Raw genomic sequence first — 16500 nt, 5'->3', positions numbered from 1 at the left:
CCCCCGGGAGATGCGCCTCCTCACCCTCCAAATAGCGGGGGCGCCTCGCTCGGGGGATGCCGCTGTGGCACGAGAAGGCCGGGGCCTGGCACGAGATACTTCCCGGCGTTCAGCGCCGCATCCTGGCGCACGGACCGAGTGCGATGCTCGTCCTCTACCGCATTGCTCCCGGGAGCGTGTTCCCAAAGCATACCCACCCGCACGCGCAGTACGGCACCGTGCTCGAGGGCGGAGGGCTCTTCACGGTCGGCGACGCGTCCTGGAAGATGGTCCGCGGCGACGCGTACTACGTTCCCCCCGACGTGCCCCACGAGTTGCACGCGGACCCCGACCATGCGACCGTCGTCTTCGATGTCTTCGCACCGGAACGAGAGGAGTTCCGGAGTGAGGCGCTCCCTCCCGACGCCTAACCGACGGATCGAAGGATCCCACCGTCCACGGGGAGAACGGCTCCCGTGACGTACGACGATGCGTCGCTCGCCAGGAACGCGATCACGCGAGCGAGCTCGGCGGGGTCGCCGAGCCGACCGAGCGGGATCTCCCTCTCCAGGCGCGCCCGGGCCTCCGCGGGTGAGATCGCTTCGCGACGAGCGGTGTCCTCGAAGATCTCCCGGACCCGCTCCGTGGCGATGTACCCCGGGAGGATCCCGTTCACGCGAACCCGCTTGGGTCCGAGCTCGCGCGCGAGGGTGCGGACGAGGCCCAGCAAGGAGATCCGCATCACGTTCGATAGCGCGAGGGTCGGGATCGGTTCGCGCATCGTGAGCGATCCCAGGAGCACGATGCGGCCCCCGCGTGGGTTGGAGATCATCCGTTCGGCGGCGAGGCGGCTCAAGTAGGCCGGGCTCACCGCGAGCAGTTCTGCGGCCCGCTGCCAGGCCGCGTAATCGAGTTCCATGGCGCGTCCGGGCGCAGGTCCGCCCGTCACGTAGACGAGCACGTCCAGCCCGCCGAGGTTCTCCGTGGACTCACCGATCAGTCGCTCCAGATCCGAGGGATGGCGCAGGTCGGCGACGATCCCGTGGACGGGGCCAAACGCGGAGAGTGCCTGGACCGCCCGCGCGAGGCGCTCCGGCTGGGAGGAGTTGATCACGACGCGGGCTCCCTCCTCGAGCAGTGCGCGAGCGGCCGCATATCCGATCCCCTGGCTCGCTCCCGTAACGAGGACCCGTTGCCCCGCGAGTCCCAGATCGATGCCCATCGCCGGCCTCCTACGACTCGAGCGCGAGGACCCGGCTCATGGCGCCGCTCCCTCCACCGATCTTCAGGGGTCCGACGACGAGCGTGTACACCACCCCTTCGCGCAATCGGTCCAAGTGGTCCAACGCTTCGATGATCCAGATCCCGCGCGAGAGCAGGGTCTTGTGGGCCTCGAACTCCGAGTTCGCGTACGGGTCGATGGACAGAGTGTCGGTGCCCACCGCCCGGATCCCCCGCTCGACCAGGAACTTCGCGGCGGATACCTCGAGGCCCGGGAAGTCGTACAGGTAGCGCTGGGTCGGGGCGCGCTGCTGGCTCCAGTCGGTGCGCAGCAGGACGAAGGCCGGAGCCGGGCCCTTCGGCCAATGCCGTTCGAGGCTGGCCCTTCGGAGGAGGGTGCCATCGATCTCCGATCGCAGATCGAAGACGACGGCCGGGCCCACGAGATCCTCCGGCGGGATGGCGTCGATGGTCCGGCCGTCCTCGACGAAATGGTACGGCGCATCGACGTGGGTCCCCGTGTGGGACGAACAGACGATCCGCTCCCCCGCGACGCCGTCCCGAGCGTTGAAGGCGGTCGGCTCGAACACCGGGAGCGGCGACGTCGGCCAGGTGGCCATGTGGGTCTGGAGGGTCGCCGTAAGATCGTGCACGCGGGAGGGGAAGGTCATCGGGCGGTCGATCGGTCTCGGCTACTAAAGCGGTCCGGCGAGGGCCGAGCGCTCACGCGCGGTGCCGCTCGACGAAGCGACGGATCCGCTCCACGCCTTCGGCGAGCTCGGCCCGGGGCCGGGCGTAGGAGATGCGGATGTGCCGTTCACCCGCCGGCCCGAAGGAGATCCCCGGGACGACGGCGACATGCTCCTCGATGAGCAGGCGTTCGGCGAACTGGGTGGAGGAGAGCGGAAGGTCGTAGGAAGGGAATGCGTAGAAGGCACCGTCGGGACGAGCGAGATGGAACCCGGGGATCGATGCGAGCGCCGGGACGAGGGCATCGCGTCGGGCCCGGAACTCCTCGCGGAAGCGCTCGGCCTCCGGCTCGGTGTGCTCCAGCGCCCATCGGCACCCCTCCTGGACGAACGGGGGGATGCAGGTCAGGGTGTGTTCCATTACCTTCACCAGCCTCGCGCGGACCGGGGGCGGTGCGACCGCGTACCCGGCGCGCCAGCCGGTCATGGCGAACGTCTTGGAGAAGCTTCCCAGCGTGACGACCCGCTCGGCCCCGTAGGCGAGCGCGGCGCTCGCGATGTGCGTTCCGTCGTAGACCAGCGACTCGTACGTCTCGTCGCTCGCGAGGATGAGCTGGTGCTTTCGCGCGATCTCGATCGTCGCCTGGAGATCGTGCCGGTCCATGAGATGCCCCGTGGGATTCCCCGGGGTGGCGTAGATGATGAGCCGGGTCCGAGGGGTCACCGCCGCCTCGAGGATCGCGGGATCGAGCCCGTAGTTCTCTCGCAGGGGAACGAACACCGGCGTGGCGCCGGCGAGGCGCACGGCCTGCTCGAACAGGTAGGTCGGGTTCGGGATGAGGACCTCGTCCCCGGGAGAGGTGGTCGCGAGGATCGTCGCGTAGATCGCGAACTTCGACGGCATGATCACCACGTCCTCCGCGCGAGCGGGGATGTGGTGTCGGCGCGCGAGTCGCTCGGCAATCGCGCTGCGGAGCTCGGGAGTCCCCTGCGAGGATCCGTAATGGGTCTGCCCCTCTTCGAGCGCGCGAGTCGCCGCGGCGCGGATCCCCGGTGGGGTATCGAAGTCCGGCTCGCCGATGTGCAAGCCGATTACGGTCTCCCCCGCGGCCCGCATCCGGAAGATGCGCTCCATCAATGTGAGGATGGGGGAGTCCGGGATGGTGTCAACGAACATCGTCGGCCCTACGAACCCGGGGTCATTAGCCCGTCGCGGGAGAGCCGGCTCGGGCCGCTCCGGTCCGCGTAAATCTTAAGCCCAGACGACCACCTGGTCGGGCTCGGGTTCCACACGTCCGTGCCGCCGGCGGAGCCGGAGAGCGCTCTGGGGGGGACTCTATTTCTCGAGGACGGAAGCCGTTTCGACGGCGTCGGCTTCGGTGCGCGAGCGCGCCACGTCGGTGAGGTGGTATTCACGACCGGCATGGTCGGATATCCCGAGACGCTCACGGATCCGTCCTTCCGCGGACAGATCCTCACCTTCACCTATCCGCTCCTCGGGAACTACGGCGTCCCGCGACGAGGGGTGGTGGATTCGAACGGCCTCCCGGTCGGTTTCGAGTCCTCCTCGATCCAGGTGCGCGGGATGATCGCGCGGGGCCTCACGGCCCCGCACCACTGGGAGAGTGTCGGGACGCTACCATCGTGGCTCGAAGAGGAAGGAGTGCCCGGGGTCTGCGGCATCGATACACGCCGCCTCACCGAGCACCTACGCACGGAGGGCGTCGTGCGCGGGATCATCGACGTCGGCCCGCCGGAGGACCGTCCGAGCTCGGAGGAGCTCCTCCGTGAGATCGCGCAGGCTCCTTCCTATGCCGATGAGAAGTACATGGGCGCCGTGAGCCCGCGAGCCCCGGAGATCCTCGGAGGGGGGCGCGGTCCGCTCGTCGCCGTGCTCGATTGCGGCATCAAGACCAGCATCCTTCGCGCCCTCATCGAGCGTGGGACCTCGGTGCTGAGGCTGCCGTACGATCACGAAGTGCCGGCGCGCTTCGAAGGTCGTCGCGTCTCCGGGCTGCTCGTCGGGAACGGTCCGGGGGACCCGGAACAGCTCGCCCGAACGGTGGAGGAGCTGCGTCGGCCGTCCACGCGTGCGCTGCCGACGCTGGGCATCTGCCTCGGCCTACAGCTGATCGCGCTCGCCCGGGGCGCGAGCACCTACAAGATGAAGTTCGGCCATCGGGGCCAGAACAAGACGATCGTCTTCCCCGATGGACGCGCGCTCATCGTCAGCGAGAATCACGGCTACGCCGTCGATCCGAAGTCGTTCAAACCGAGCGGACTGCGGGCGTGGGGGATGAACCCGGACGATGGGACCCTCGAAGGGCTGCGGGATCCCCGCGGAAATACCTTCGCGCTCCAGGGCCACCCCGAGGGCCACCCCGGGCCCCAAGAGGCCGGGTTCGTCTTCGACCAGTTCGTAGGAAAGGTGAAGCGACGCGCGTGACCCGATCGTTGCCCTCCAAGGTGGTGCTCCTCGGCTCGGGAGCGTTGAAGATCGGCGAGGCCGGAGAGTTCGACTACTCCGGCAGCCAGTGCCTCAAAGCCCTCGAGGAGGAGGGGATCTACACCATCGTCATCAACCCGAACATCGCGACCCTGCAGACGGATTCTCCGAAGCTCGGCCGAGTGTACTTCCAGCCGCTCGTCCCGGAGTTCGTCGAGCCGATCCTCGACGCCGAACGCCCCGAGGGGATCCTGCTATCCTTCGGCGGTCAGACCGCGCTCAACTGCGGGATCGGCCTGTCCGACCGGGGCGCGCTGCACCGTACCCACACGCGCGTGCTCGGAACTCCACTCGCCGGTATCCGCGCGACCGAGGACCGGGCCAAGTTCGTGCGCGCCATGACGAAGGCGCGTGTTCCCACGCTTCCGAGCCGTGCGGTGTACGCGGTGGAGGAGGCAGTGGACGCGGCCGATCAGATCGGCTACCCGATCATGGTCCGGGTCGCGTTCACGCTGGGCGGAAAGGGCGGCGGGATCGCGCGGAACCGAGAGGAGCTGCGGGAGGTCGTGGGCAAAGGGCTCCGGGCGAGCCCCGTCGGCCAGGCGCTCCTCGAGCGCTGGGTCGGCGCGTTCAAGCAGCTCGAGTACGAGGTCGTGCGGGACCGCAAGGGCAACGCGCTCACCGTCTGCAACATGGAGAACATGCTCTCGATGCGCGTCCACACCGGGGACAACGTGGTCGTGGCTCCCAGCCAGACGCTCTCGGATGCAGAGTACCAGATGCTGCGCCAAGCCGCACTGCGGGCGGTCGAGGTCTGCGGGATCGTCGGGGAGTGCAACATCCAGTTCTGCCTCGATCCTGCGAGTCGGGAGTACTACGCGATCGAGATCAACGCCCGGCTGTCCCGCTCGAGCGCGCTCGCCTCCAAGGCCACCGGCTACCCGCTCGCCTTCGTCGCCGCGAAGCTCGCGCTCGGCTACACGCTCCCCGAGCTCAAGAACCGGGTGACGGGCGTCACGACCGCATGCTTCGAGCCCGCGCTCGACTACGTCGTCGTGAAACTGCCGCGCTGGGATCTCGACAAGTTCGAGCGCGCCGATCGGCGCCTCGGGCCCGCGATGAAGTCCGTCGGGGAGGTGATGGGCGTCGGCGCCTCGTTCCCCGAGGCCCTGTCCAAGGCCGTACGGATGTGCGACCCGCGCGCCGAACTCCTTCCCCCGGCGGAGTCGCGCGATCCCTCGGCGATCCTCCAGGACCTCGCAGCGCCGACGCCCGAGGTGCTCACGTGGATCCTCGAGGGCCTCCAAGGCGGGATCCCACCGGACAAGCTCTCCGAGGTCTCGTTCATCGATCGGTGGTTCGTCGACCAACTCGGGGAGATCGAGCGCACCCACCGCTCCCTGAGGGGATCCTCGGCACCGGGCCTGCGCCCGGAGCTCCTGCGCCGGGCCAAGGAGATGGGGATGTCCGATCGCGCGATCGCCCGCGCGGTGCGGATGGACGAAGAGGAAGTGCGCCGCCGCCGGATCGAACTCGGGATCCGCCCGCGGATCCGCATGATCGACACCCTCGCCGGCGAATGGCCGAGCCGTACGAACTATCTCTACCTCACGTACCGGGCCGACGCGGACGACGTCACCCCGATGCCCCGAGGCTCGATCCTCGTTCTCGGCGCCGGCCCGTACCGGATCGGGTCGAGCGTTGAGTTCGACTGGTCGACCATGAATTTGGTGGAGGGGTTGAAGGCGGAGGGAGTCCCGGGCGTCGCGGTGCTGAACTCCAATCCGGAGACGGTCTCCACCGACTACGATCGCTCCGACCGACTCTACTTCGAGGAGATCACGTTCGAACGCGTCCGAGATCTCGTCGATTTCGAAGGGTTCGCGGGGGTTGTCACGTGCGTCGGGAGCCAGCTCGCGCAGAACCTGACCCCGCTGCTCCAGGCGGCGGGCGTCCCCATCCTCGGCACGAGCCCGGAGTCGATCGATACCGCGGAGGATCGGGCCCGGTTCGCCCAGCTCCTCGAGCGCCTGAAGATCCCCCAGCCGGCATGGCGTGCGTTCACGACGATCGATCAGGCCGCTTCCTTCGCGGAGGATGTCGGATACCCGGTACTGGTGCGACCCTCCTACGTCCTGAGCGGCCAGGCGATGCGCGTGATCACGGGGCGTCACGACCTCGCCCGGTTCCTGACGGAGGCCGCGCGGATCTCACCGGAGCACCCGGTCGTCATCACGAAGTTTGTCGAGGGAGCCGACGAGGTCGAGCTGGACGCCATCTCCGACGGGACCCGGGTGTTGGTGGGCGGGATCCTGGAGCATGTCGAGCGCGCCGGCGTCCACTCCGGGGATGCGATCTTCTGCCTGCCTCCGCGCCACACCTCCGAGCGGGTGCAGGGCGAACTGATCGATGCGGCCGAGCGGCTCGCACGCCACCTGAAGATCCAAGGACCGTTCAACGTCCAGTTCCTCGTCAAAGATGGGGCCTACCAGATCATCGAACTGAACCTGCGCGCAAGCCGCTCGCTCCCGTTCCTGACGAAGGCGACGGGCATTCCGCTCCTGCGGGAGGCGGCCCGGGCGATGCTCGGACGCCCGATCACCCGGGAAGGGCTCGCGCCGCTGCCCCCCGGCCGCTGGGGCGTCAAGGTCCCTCAGTTCTCCTTCCTCCAGCTCACGGGCTCGGATCCCGTGCTCGGGGTGGAGATGCAGTCGACGGGAGAGGTCGCGTGCTTCGGTCCGACCTTCAGCGACGCGCTCGTCAAGGCGCTCGTCGCCACCGGAGTCCGTCTCGCGCCGCGGAAAGGTACGGCGTTCGTCAGCGTGGGTGGGACCCAGCTGAAGGAGGCGCTCCTACCGATCGCGCTGCGCCTGGCGGAACTCGATCTATACGTCGCCGCCACCGAGGACACCGCCGCGTTCCTGTCCGGGCACGGAGTGCGCGGAGTCAAGGTCCTCCACAAGGTCAGCGAACCGGACCGCCGTCCGAACGTGCTCGAAGCGCTGGGGAACGGGCAGATCGATCTCCTGCTCAACGTTCCGAGCTCCCTCACCCAGGAAAAGCTCGAACGGATGATCGAGGACGACTACGTCCTGCGCCGGCGCGCGGTCGAAATGGGAGTTCCGCTGTTCACGAGCCTCGAGGCATTCACCGCCTACGTGGAGGGAATCGCCTGGCTGCGTGAGCACCCCATCACGATCGAGGCCCAGTACGGCACCCCGGAGCCGGGGACTCCCGACGGCCATGTCCCCCCTCGTCGAGAGGTGGGGATCAACCCGCGCCGGCGACGGCGTCGCAGGACCCGTCGCCGCTGAGAAACTCGATCTTCGAGCGGGCCGGGTTCGGCCCAGCGGAGGCGACTCGGTGGGCACCCGTGGCTCGTTCGGCGGGCCGGGCGCGCGCTACTGCGGGAACTTCGTAAGCGAATACTCCGGCACGATCGTCGAGGTGTCGATGATCTCGGGCAAGCCCCGGATCTTCGCCGTGACGAAATCGAGCACGTGGCGCTTGCGCGCGTCGGACGCAGCGAACTCGAGCACGACGAAGATGTCCCAATCACCCGTCAGGAAGTGGAGCTCCTTGATCTCGGGGAAGGAGACGAGCTGGTCGCGGATCCGGTCGAAGTCGCCGCCCTTGACCTTGAGGTAGGTGAACGCGCGGATGCTCTTCATGTCGGTCGGCATAATCTCGCACAGGCGCTCCTCCGTGAACGCGTCGACCCCTTCGAGGCGTCGGCCGCTCGGTGCGATGAGCACCGGGAAGGTCTGCACGCCGCGCAGATGTTCGGCGACGAGCCGCTCGATGCGGCCGGCCTTCCCGATGTCCGTGACGGTGACCTGGTAGCCGCGACGAGCGGCGAGGTCCTCGGTCAAGGCGACGCACCGCGCCTGGTCATCCGACAGGAAGTAGATGGGCTGGTCTGCGATCCCTCCCTCGAGCGTCGCGCCCCGGGTCTCCCCTCCCGTTACGCTCGCGGCACCGACGTTGACGCTGACACCGGGGGCGCCCTCCGCGGTGGAGATGGGGGGACGGTAGAACGACGTGATGGCTCGGCGGGATTGGACGTAGAGAACGACTTCGCGGCTCTTCGGGTCTGCCATGGGCCATCCGCCATGACCGAGGCCCGTATTTAATGCTCGACCGGTAGAAAAACAGGGAAATCCCCGCCCTCGCGGGCGGGGAGATGAAAGGGTTCGGATCCAGCGCCCGAAGTGGGCCTAGTAGCGCTTGTAGCTGTCGGAGCGCTCGCGGCCACCGCCGCCACCGCCTCCGCCGCCACCACCACTGCCGCCACCGTAGCGCGACGAGCCGCCACCGCCGCCTCCGCCGCGGTCCCGGTAGCCGCCGCCACCGCCCCCTCCGTAGGAGCGGCGCTCGCTCTCGAACTCTTGCTGGCTCATGTCGAGGCTGTTGTTGATCTCCGCGATCGACTCGGTGGACTTGTTCAGGTTCCCGTACCGGCCCACGTTCAGGCGCATGTGGCCGCGCACGAGGGACACGTATCCGTTGTCGATCAGGACGACCTCGTCCTTGGCAATCGCTCCGATCTGCTCGTTCCACAACGACAGAATGATCGTTGCGGTTTCGTCACCGACGACCGCTTCCGCTACCTTGCGGGGGTCGCCGTACTTGCCCATGACTTCCTTCGCTTCGCCTACGTTGAGGACTTTCGCGAGGACGTTCACTTGCTTCGAGCTCGGCGTCAGGTCACGCACTTTCGTCAGGGGTTTGTCTGTCATCTCTCTTGTCGCCTCTTTCCTTTGGGTTGGTTTCTCTCGGAATTTTCAAACCACTCTCGGCTCGCGCGAACAACTCGTTCCAAAAAATAGGACGGGCTAGACGCTCGCTCCGGGCGCGGCTCTTCGATTCCTTCGAACGTAGCTACTCCGGGTGTAGTATTTAAAGCTCTCGAAGCCGAGCCAGGCATTCGCACGCACCACCGACTCTGGGCCCGCTCCCGCGGTGGCGCGGGACGGTCAATCCGGCTTCGGAGCTCGGGTGATGATCGTCGATTCGGCCCAGTCCCGGACCTTCTCCCGGGCCTCGGCGTGCGCGCGATAGAACGCGTGGACCTTCTCGAGGAGGTTCGACTTGCAATCCCCGCAGAGCAACGCGCCGGACCGGCAGTCGGCCGTGATCTGTTCGAACTCCTTCGGATTCGGGGCGAAGCGGGTCTTCCACAGCGCCCAGACCGAGCAGATCTCTGGGTTCGCCCCGAGGCGACGCTGCTCCTCGACGCTCGCCCGGCCCCCCGTGAACGCCCGACGGACCTTGCGCTCGACGACCTTCGGAGGATCGTTGAGGAAGAGCGCGTTGTCCTTCTCGTTGCCCGTGGTGGACATCACGCCCTCGCCCAGCAGGCCCGGGATCATCTGGCTGTGGATGAGCGCGGGCTTGGGGTAGCCGAGTCCCTCCGCGATATCGCGCGTGACGCGGAAGTGCGGGTCTTGGTCGATCCCGCATGGGATCAGGCAAGGGATGGCTTTGCCGCTCTCCCACGAGGGGTAGAAGCACGGCACGGTTTGGAGCGCGGTGTAGAACACGAGACCGATGTTCGTGCTCGGGGGGAACCCGAAGACGGCCTTGACGGTAGAGTAGGGGATCTTGCGCGCGACGCGGATCGCGAGCGGGTAGAGCGCCGCGATCGACCGGGAATCAAAGAAGACGTGGGTTCGCTTCGGATCGAAGCCGACCGCGAGGATATCGAGCAGGTTCTCGTAGCCCCAACGGACGGAGTCCTCGCGCGTGAGCTGGGCCCTCGCCCAGAACTTCTCGTCGTCGGTGATCTGGATGTACATCTCCACCCCAAGCTTCTCTTGGAGCCACCGGCACAGCTCGAACGGGACCAGGTGGGAGATGTGGAGCGGCCCCGATGGGCCCCGGCCCGAGTACAGGAAGAAGGGGTGGCCACGGGCGTACTGGTCGAGGACGAGATTGAGGTCGCGATGGGAGTAGTAGACCCCGCGTGTCAGCAACGGAGGGAGCTCCCCGCCGGCCAGCTTCTGGAGCCGATCGAGAATGGACGCGCTCAGGTCCTGGGTGCCGAACTGTTCGCGGAGCTTCGCGTAATCGATCCGCCCCTTCACCTCGTACGGGGTGACGACGAACTCCTCCTTGTCGGTCAACGTCCTCGCTCCCGCCACGCTCCACAGATTGTAAAGGAACCGCCCGAGCGGGCCCTCCTCCCTCCCGGGTTGGGGCGACCCACGAGGGGGGCGGGAGACGGGGCCCCCCTCGGGCGGAGCATGGTTAAGTAGGGTACGTATCTCGGCGCCCGGCCATGTCCCGAATCCACTCCGGCCGAAAGGGTCGCGCCGGATCCCACCGGCCGTTCCCGGCGACCAAGCCGGAGTGGGTGACCTCCTCCAAAGAGGAGGTGGTCGAGGCCGCCGTCAAGCTCGCCAAGGGCGGGATGTCGGGTGCCCAGGTCGGGCAGACGCTCCGGGACAGCTACGGGATTCCCTCCGTCCGCCTGCTGACCAACGAACGCCTCGGCCGCGTGCTCAAGGCGAACGGGATCACCCAGGAACTTCCCGAGGATCTCCAGGCGCTCCTGAAGCGGGTCGTCCACCTCCAGCGTCACCTTCTCACTCATCCCAAAGACAACTCGAACAAGCGGGGCCTGTCGCTGGTCGAGTCGCGGATCCGACGCCTCGCTCGGTACTATCGGCAGCACAAGGTGCTCCCCGACTCCTGGCGGTACTCGGCCGCAGGGGCTGCGCTCCAGGTGGAGTGATGGCCTCCGGGCCCGACGGCTTCGTTTCCGATCCTCGCTACGAAGCCGAGTTCACTCGCGCGCGGGAGCTCTTCCTCGCGCACCCGGGCCGCTGGCGGGTCATCTACCATTACGACGGCGACGGGATCGCCAGCGCGTCGAGCGCGCTGCGGGCGCTCGCCCGACTCGGCTGCCCCGCTCAGGCGACCCCTCTCCTCGGAGTGGAGCGAGAGCGCATGGCCGAGCTCCTCCGAGCGACCGCGGGGCCGGTCCTCGTCGTCGATACGGGGGCGAGTTGGCTCGACCTCTTCGCCCGGAACCCGCACCCCGTGGTCGTGCTGGACCACCACCGCTATCCCGGGCTGCCCCACCCCCCCGCGCTGCCCGAGCACGTCGCCTTCGTCGATCCTCTCGACTGGGGCGTCGACGGAATGGAGGAGATGTGCGCGAGCACTCTGACGTGGCTGTTCACCGTGTTCCTCGACCCCGTGAACTGGGACAACGCACCCTGGGGTCTCTCGGGAGCGATCGCCGATCGGCAGCACGTGGGAGGGTTCCGCGGGCTGAACGCTCGTCTGACCGAAGAGGCCTCCAAGCGCTCGCTGATCGTCCAGCGCCCGGGTCTCGCCCTGTTCGGCCGCACGATCGGGGAGGCGCTCGCACGGAGCATCGATCCGTACTTCGCGGGGCTCTCGGGCCAGCCGGAGGCCGTCGCACGACACGTGCGCGGACTCGGGATCGAACCCGATCGCCCCCTTTCCTCGCTCGGACCGGCCGAGCTCGCCCGACTGACAGAGGACCTGCGCGCATGGCTCGTCGCCCACCGGGTGCTCCCGGAGTTCGTGGCGATCCTCGACCAACCGCGCTGGTTCGTCCCGGCACTCGGCATGGACGCGGAGGAGCTCGCGAACCTGCAGAACGCCACGGGACGCGTCGGAACCCCCGGGGTCGGGGTTGCCCTGGCCCTCGGGGACGCGGGGGCGCTTCAACGGGCGCGGGAGGCGGAAGGGACCTGGCGGGATGGTATCCTCGCCGGCTTGCGGCGGCTCGAGGAGGGGGGCCTTAATTCGATGAGTGCCTTGCAGTGGTTCGCGAGCCCGGACACGACCCTCGCAGGAACTCAGGCGGGATTGGCCATGAACTACTTGCTCGATCCGGATCGACCGGTGGTCGTCTTCTCGGAGGGCGCCGGCCCGGTCAAGGTTTCGGCCCGCGGAACCCTTCGCTTGGTCGCTCGCGGCCTCGATCTTTCGGCGGTCTGCCGCATCGCGGCCCAGACGGTCGGGGGCGAAGGCGGAGGGCACAAGGTCGCGAGCGGAGCCACGATTCCTCCCGGCACGCGCGACCAGTTCCTCGGCGTCGCCGACCGCGAGATTGCCGGTCAGTTCCACGCGCACGCGGGAGGAGCCCGCGCATGACCGATCCCGCCCCGCTCGAACCGGTGGCTCCGCCCGACTCCGACGGAGACCGGATCCACCTTCAGCCGCTCGAGCGGGAGATGCACCGCTCGTACATCGATTATGCCATGAGCGTGATCGTCGGGCGCGCGCTGCCCGAAGGTCGAGATGGGCTCAAGCCAGTGCACCGGCGGATCCTCTGGTCGATGTGGGAGTCCGGTGCCACCCACGACCGGCCCTACCGCAAGTCCGCGCGCACGGTCGGAGACGTCCTCGGAAAGTACCACCCCCACGGGGATCTGGCCGTGTACGACGCGCTCGTGCGCATGGCCCAGACGTTCAGCCTGCGCTACCCGCTCATCGACGGTCAGGGGAACTTCGGCTCGATCGATGGCGATTCCCCCGCCGCGATGCGGTACACCGAGGCCCGCTTGAGCCCCCTCGCGGAGGAGATGCTCCAGGACATCGAGAGCGAGACGGTCGATTGGTCGGACAATTTCGACGGGACGCTGCGCGAGCCTCGCGTCGTGCCCTCCAAGCTCCCGAACCTGCTCGTCAACGGATCGGCGGGGATCGCGGTCGGCATGGCGACGAACATGCCGCCGCACAACCTGGGCGAGGTCGTCGACGCGCTGCATCTGCTCCTGAAGCGCCCCGAGGCGTCGCTCGACGATCTCATGAAGGTCCTCCCGGGGCCGGACTTCCCGACCGGCGGCGCCCTGTCGACCGAGGGGATCCGAGAGGCGTACGAAACCGGCCGGGGCACCCTGCACCTTCGCGGGACGGCGCTGCCCCGCGAGCGGGACGGACGCAACGAGATCGTCGTGACGGAGATCCCGTACGAGGTCAACAAGACCAACCTGCTCGAGCTCATCGCCGATCTCGTCAAGAGCAAGCGGATCGACGGGGTCACCGATCTGCGGGACGAATCCGATCGGAACGGAACGAGCGTGGTGCTCGAGCTACGGCGGGATGCGCAAGCCGAGATCGTGCTCAACCGGATCTTCGAGCACACTCCGCTCGAGACGAGCTTCGGCGTGATCAACCTGTGCATCGTCGGCGGGCGCCCGGAGGTGCTGTCGCTCAAGCAGCTGCTCGAGCTCCATCTCGGCCACCGCCGCACGGTCATCACCCGCCGGACCCAGTTCGAACTGCGCAAGGCCGAGGAACGGCTGCACCTCCTCGAAGGGTTCCTGATCGCGATCGATCACATCGAGGAAGTGATCAAGATCATCCGGCGGTCGAAGGACGCGGCCGCCGCGGAGACGAGCCTCATGGGCAAGTTCCTGCTCTCGAGCGAGCAGGCGAAGGCGATCCTCGACATGCGACTGGTCCGCCTCACGGGCCTGGAACGCGAGGCCGTCCAGAAGGAGAAGGAGGAGAGGGAGGCGCTGATCAAGCGTCTGAGAGCGATCCTCGCCTCGCCCGCCGAGCGAGACGCGCTCATCGCGGCGGAGCTCGCCGACCTCAAGCACCGGTTCGGCGACAAGCGACGTACCGAGATCGTTCCGGAGTTCACCGAGCGCACGCTCGAGGACCTCATCCCCGACACGGACGTCGTCGTCCTCGTCACCCGGGACGGCTACATCAAGCGTCTGCCGCTCGATCAGTACCGTCGCCAGCGGCGCGGCGGGCGCGGCCTCGTCCAAATGGAGACGAAGGAGGAGGACATCGTGATCCGGACGTTCGTCACCCGGACCCACGACCACGTGCTGTTCTTCACGAACCTCGGGCGGGTCTACCGCCTCAAGGCCTACGAGCTCCCGGAGGGAAGCCGGCATTCCAAGGGCAAGGCGCTGATCAACCTGCTCGAGCGGCTGAAGGATGGCGAGCGGGTGCAGACGCTCCTGCCCGTCCGGGACATCGAAAGCGAGGGCGATCTCTTCTTCGCCACGCGTCGCGGTATCGTCAAGCGAACCAAGCTCGACGAGTTCCAGAACATCCGCACGAACGGGATCCAGGCGATCTTGCTCGAGGAGGGCGACGAGCTCGTCGACGTCGCCCACATCCCCGAGCCCGAGGTCGAGATCATCCTCGCCACGTACGCCGGCCAGCTCGTTCGCTTCCCGCTCTCGGACGTGCGGCCGATGGGACGGGCCACCTACGGCGTGATCGGGGTCCGCCTCTCCGGTGGGAAGGGAGACCACGTCGTCGCCATGTCGCCCGTGAGCGCCGAGTATCCCTACCTGCTTTCCCTCACGAGCGAAGGGTACGGCAAGCGCAGCGAGACGAAGGACTACCGCCGCACGAGCCGCGGTGCGAAGGGCGTACGCACGATCCGCACGGGAGGCCGCAACGGCTCGGTGGTCGCCGTCCTTCCCACCACCGACGACTCCGAGATCCTGGTCACGACCCAGAACGGTATCACGATCCGCGCCGCGGTCAAGGGGATCCGCTCGCAGGACCGCAATACGATGGGCGTCCGGGTGATTCGGCTCGACGAAGGGGATACCGTCCGCGACGCGGTCGCACTGACGACGGTCACCGAGGAAGCGCCGGCGGGCAGCTCCCCGCCTCCCGCCGACGGAGGGGCCGATGACGCGCCTGAGACACAAGAAGCGTGAGTCCTTCCTCCTCTGCCCGCAGTGCCGCTCCCCGGAGATCTACCTGGTCGCCGGGATGATCACGGGGCAGGTCTATCTCTGCAAGAACTGCGGCTACCAGGGCTCGCTCGTCCTCGAGGTCGATGCGCCTCCCGATGCGACGACGAAGTCGGGCTAGCGCTCGATCTCTTCCGGCCGAGCGAGCGCCTCGGTCTCCTCGCCCTCCGGGTGCGTCCGCGCGCGCGAGCGCGTCACGATCGATAGTGCCCGGACGGTCGCGGCGACGTCGTGCACCCGGAGGAGGTCCGCCCCGTTCCACGCGGCGAGCACGGCGGCTGCGAGGCCCGCTTCCGTGCGGTTCTCGGAGGAGCCCGGTCCGAGCATCGATTTGCGCGATGCCCCGAGGACGACCGGGTACCCGAGGCTCCGCAGCTCGCCGACGTGGGTGAGGAGCTCGAGGCTCTGCTCCGCGGATTTGCCGAACCCGAGGCCCGGGTCGACGATCAGCCGTTCCGCGGGGATCCCTTCGGCGATCGCCCGGTCGGTGGCGTGGGCGAGCGATCGGAAGACCTCCGCCCGTAGGTCGGAGTAGCTCGTATCGAGCTGCATCGTCGCGGGCGTTCCCCGCATGTGCATGAGGATCGCCGCCGCGCGATGCTCGTGGATCACGCGACGCATTTCGGGCGCGTCGAGCCCCGTCACGTCGTTGATGATGTCGGCGCCCGCCTCGATCGCCCGGCGGGCGACCTCGGCGTGACGCGTGTCCACGCTGATCGGGATCCGGAGGCGGTCGATGTGCTCCTCGAGGCCGGCGAGGACCGGACCGATCCTCCGCCACTCCTCCTCCGGAGCGATGGGGGTTGCGCCCGGCCGGGTGGACTCTCCCCCGATGTCGATCGCGTCCGCGCCTTCCTGCGCGAGCCGCAGCACCTGCGCGATCGCGCGTTCAGGATCGAGGTACTGCCCCCCATCGCTGAACGAGTCCGGGGTCACGTTGACGACCCCCATCACTCGGGGCCGGTCTCCGACCACGAGCGAGCGGTGCGCCCCTCGGATCGTGCGCGGGCCCCGGTGCGTGTAATTCCGGAGGGCTTCGTCCACCTCCTCCGCGACCTCGCGGAGACGGAACGGTTGGCGCCGCAGTTTCGGGATCAGTCGCTGATACTGGCCCCAGGTCGCCAACAGGACCACCGCACTGTGCTCGACGGAGAGGTCCGCGACGCCCCGAGCGTGGGAGGCATCGCCGCCCACCGCGAGCATCTCCTGCTTCAGGAGCACCGCGGCCCTCAACGAGACCTCGTCGAGCCGGACGGGATAGATGCGCCCCTTGCGCGTCATGATGCCGACTCCCTCCGGGTCGCTTTGGGTCCGTCTCAGCTCCTCGGCGAGCTCCGCCAGGGAGCTCGTATCCAGCACGCGGGCGGTGTGAGCATGGCGATGCTCGGCGCGCGGGGTCTCGCCGCTCACGGCCCGGCGAGCGGTGACATCCATTAAAGCCCCCGGAGGCGGT

At 68.1% G+C, this 16500-nt stretch carries 14 protein-coding genes; 7 read left to right on the top strand and 7 right to left on the bottom strand.

Annotated features, from left to right (window positions below):
* Positions 1-56: 56 nt before the first annotated feature.
* Positions 57-410, top strand: a complete 354-nt coding sequence (locus VMV28_05735) for a cupin domain-containing protein (protein HUZ80100.1) — start codon at positions 57-59, stop codon at positions 408-410.
* Here VMV28_05735 and VMV28_05730 read toward each other — a convergent pair.
* From VMV28_05730 to VMV28_05720, 3 genes are read right to left on the bottom strand one after another with little or no spacing between them, the layout of a single operon-like run.
* On the bottom strand, positions 407-1201 hold the full coding sequence (locus VMV28_05730) for an SDR family oxidoreductase (GenBank protein HUZ80099.1): 795 nt from the start codon (positions 1199-1201) through the stop codon (positions 407-409). The two genes, VMV28_05735 and VMV28_05730, sit on opposite strands and share 4 nt — an antisense overlap.
* A gap of 10 nt (positions 1202-1211) precedes the next feature.
* A complete protein-coding gene (locus VMV28_05725) occupies positions 1212-1871 on the bottom strand; it encodes a cyclase family protein (GenBank protein ID HUZ80098.1) in 660 nt (219 codons plus the stop codon).
* Between the two features lie 52 nt (positions 1872-1923).
* Positions 1924-3066: an aminotransferase class I/II-fold pyridoxal phosphate-dependent enzyme gene (locus VMV28_05720; GenBank protein HUZ80097.1), complete on the bottom strand. Its 1143-nt coding sequence runs from the start codon at positions 3064-3066 to the stop codon at positions 1924-1926.
* 120 nt (positions 3067-3186) lie between these two features.
* Between VMV28_05720 and carA the strand changes: the two genes are divergently transcribed.
* Both carA and carB read left to right on the top strand, forming a co-directional pair.
* Entirely contained in the window at positions 3187-4335 is a 1149-nt protein-coding gene (carA, locus tag VMV28_05715) for a glutamine-hydrolyzing carbamoyl-phosphate synthase small subunit (GenBank protein ID HUZ80096.1), read from the top strand.
* Positions 4332-7649, top strand: a complete 3318-nt coding sequence (gene carB, locus VMV28_05710; protein ID HUZ80095.1) for a carbamoyl-phosphate synthase (glutamine-hydrolyzing) large subunit — start codon at positions 4332-4334, stop codon at positions 7647-7649. Before carA ends, carB begins: the two co-directional genes overlap by 4 nt.
* 87 nt (positions 7650-7736) lie before the next feature.
* Here the strand turns inward: carB and VMV28_05705 are convergent, their stop codons facing one another.
* From VMV28_05705 to trpS, 3 genes are all read right to left on the bottom strand, one after another.
* Entirely contained in the window at positions 7737-8435 is a 699-nt protein-coding gene (locus VMV28_05705) for an Lrp/AsnC ligand binding domain-containing protein (protein HUZ80094.1), read from the bottom strand.
* A gap of 117 nt (positions 8436-8552) precedes the next feature.
* The gene (locus tag VMV28_05700) at positions 8553-9074 is read right to left on the bottom strand and encodes a single-stranded DNA-binding protein (GenBank protein ID HUZ80093.1); all 522 of its coding nucleotides are present in this window, start codon (positions 9072-9074) and stop codon (positions 8553-8555) included.
* A 237-nt stretch (positions 9075-9311) separates the two neighbouring features.
* Positions 9312-10460: a tryptophan--tRNA ligase gene (trpS, locus tag VMV28_05695; protein HUZ80092.1), complete on the bottom strand. Its 1149-nt coding sequence runs from the start codon at positions 10458-10460 to the stop codon at positions 9312-9314.
* Positions 10461-10615: 155 nt separating this feature from the next.
* Between trpS and VMV28_05690 the strand changes: the two genes are divergently transcribed.
* The 4 genes from VMV28_05690 to VMV28_05675 are packed head-to-tail and all read left to right on the top strand — an operon-like array spanning position 10616 to position 15168.
* On the top strand, positions 10616-11071 hold the full coding sequence (locus VMV28_05690; GenBank protein HUZ80091.1) for a 30S ribosomal protein S15: 456 nt from the start codon (positions 10616-10618) through the stop codon (positions 11069-11071).
* Positions 11071-12468, top strand: coding sequence for a DHH family phosphoesterase (locus VMV28_05685; GenBank protein HUZ80090.1), 1398 nt, complete (start codon positions 11071-11073; stop codon positions 12466-12468). The genes VMV28_05690 and VMV28_05685 overlap by 1 nt, the downstream gene beginning before the upstream one ends.
* On the top strand, positions 12465-15011 hold the full coding sequence (gene gyrA, locus VMV28_05680) for a DNA gyrase subunit A (protein HUZ80089.1): 2547 nt from the start codon (positions 12465-12467) through the stop codon (positions 15009-15011). Before VMV28_05685 ends, gyrA begins: the two co-directional genes overlap by 4 nt.
* Positions 14983-15168 (top strand): hypothetical protein, encoded by a 186-nt coding sequence (locus tag VMV28_05675; protein ID HUZ80088.1) that lies wholly within the window; start codon positions 14983-14985, stop codon positions 15166-15168. Before gyrA ends, VMV28_05675 begins: the two co-directional genes overlap by 29 nt.
* On the opposite strand, the gene folP is transcribed toward VMV28_05675, so the two are convergent.
* Entirely contained in the window at positions 15165-16457 is a 1293-nt protein-coding gene (folP, locus tag VMV28_05670; GenBank protein HUZ80087.1) for a dihydropteroate synthase, read from the bottom strand. The two genes, VMV28_05675 and folP, sit on opposite strands and share 4 nt — an antisense overlap.
* Positions 16458-16500: the final 43 nt, after the last annotated feature.

This window comes from Thermoplasmata archaeon (assembly GCA_035532555.1).
Classification (GTDB): domain Archaea; phylum Thermoplasmatota; class Thermoplasmata; order Lutacidiplasmatales; family UBA184; genus Lutacidiplasma.
This window is presented reverse-complemented; position numbering and strand designations above follow the sequence as displayed.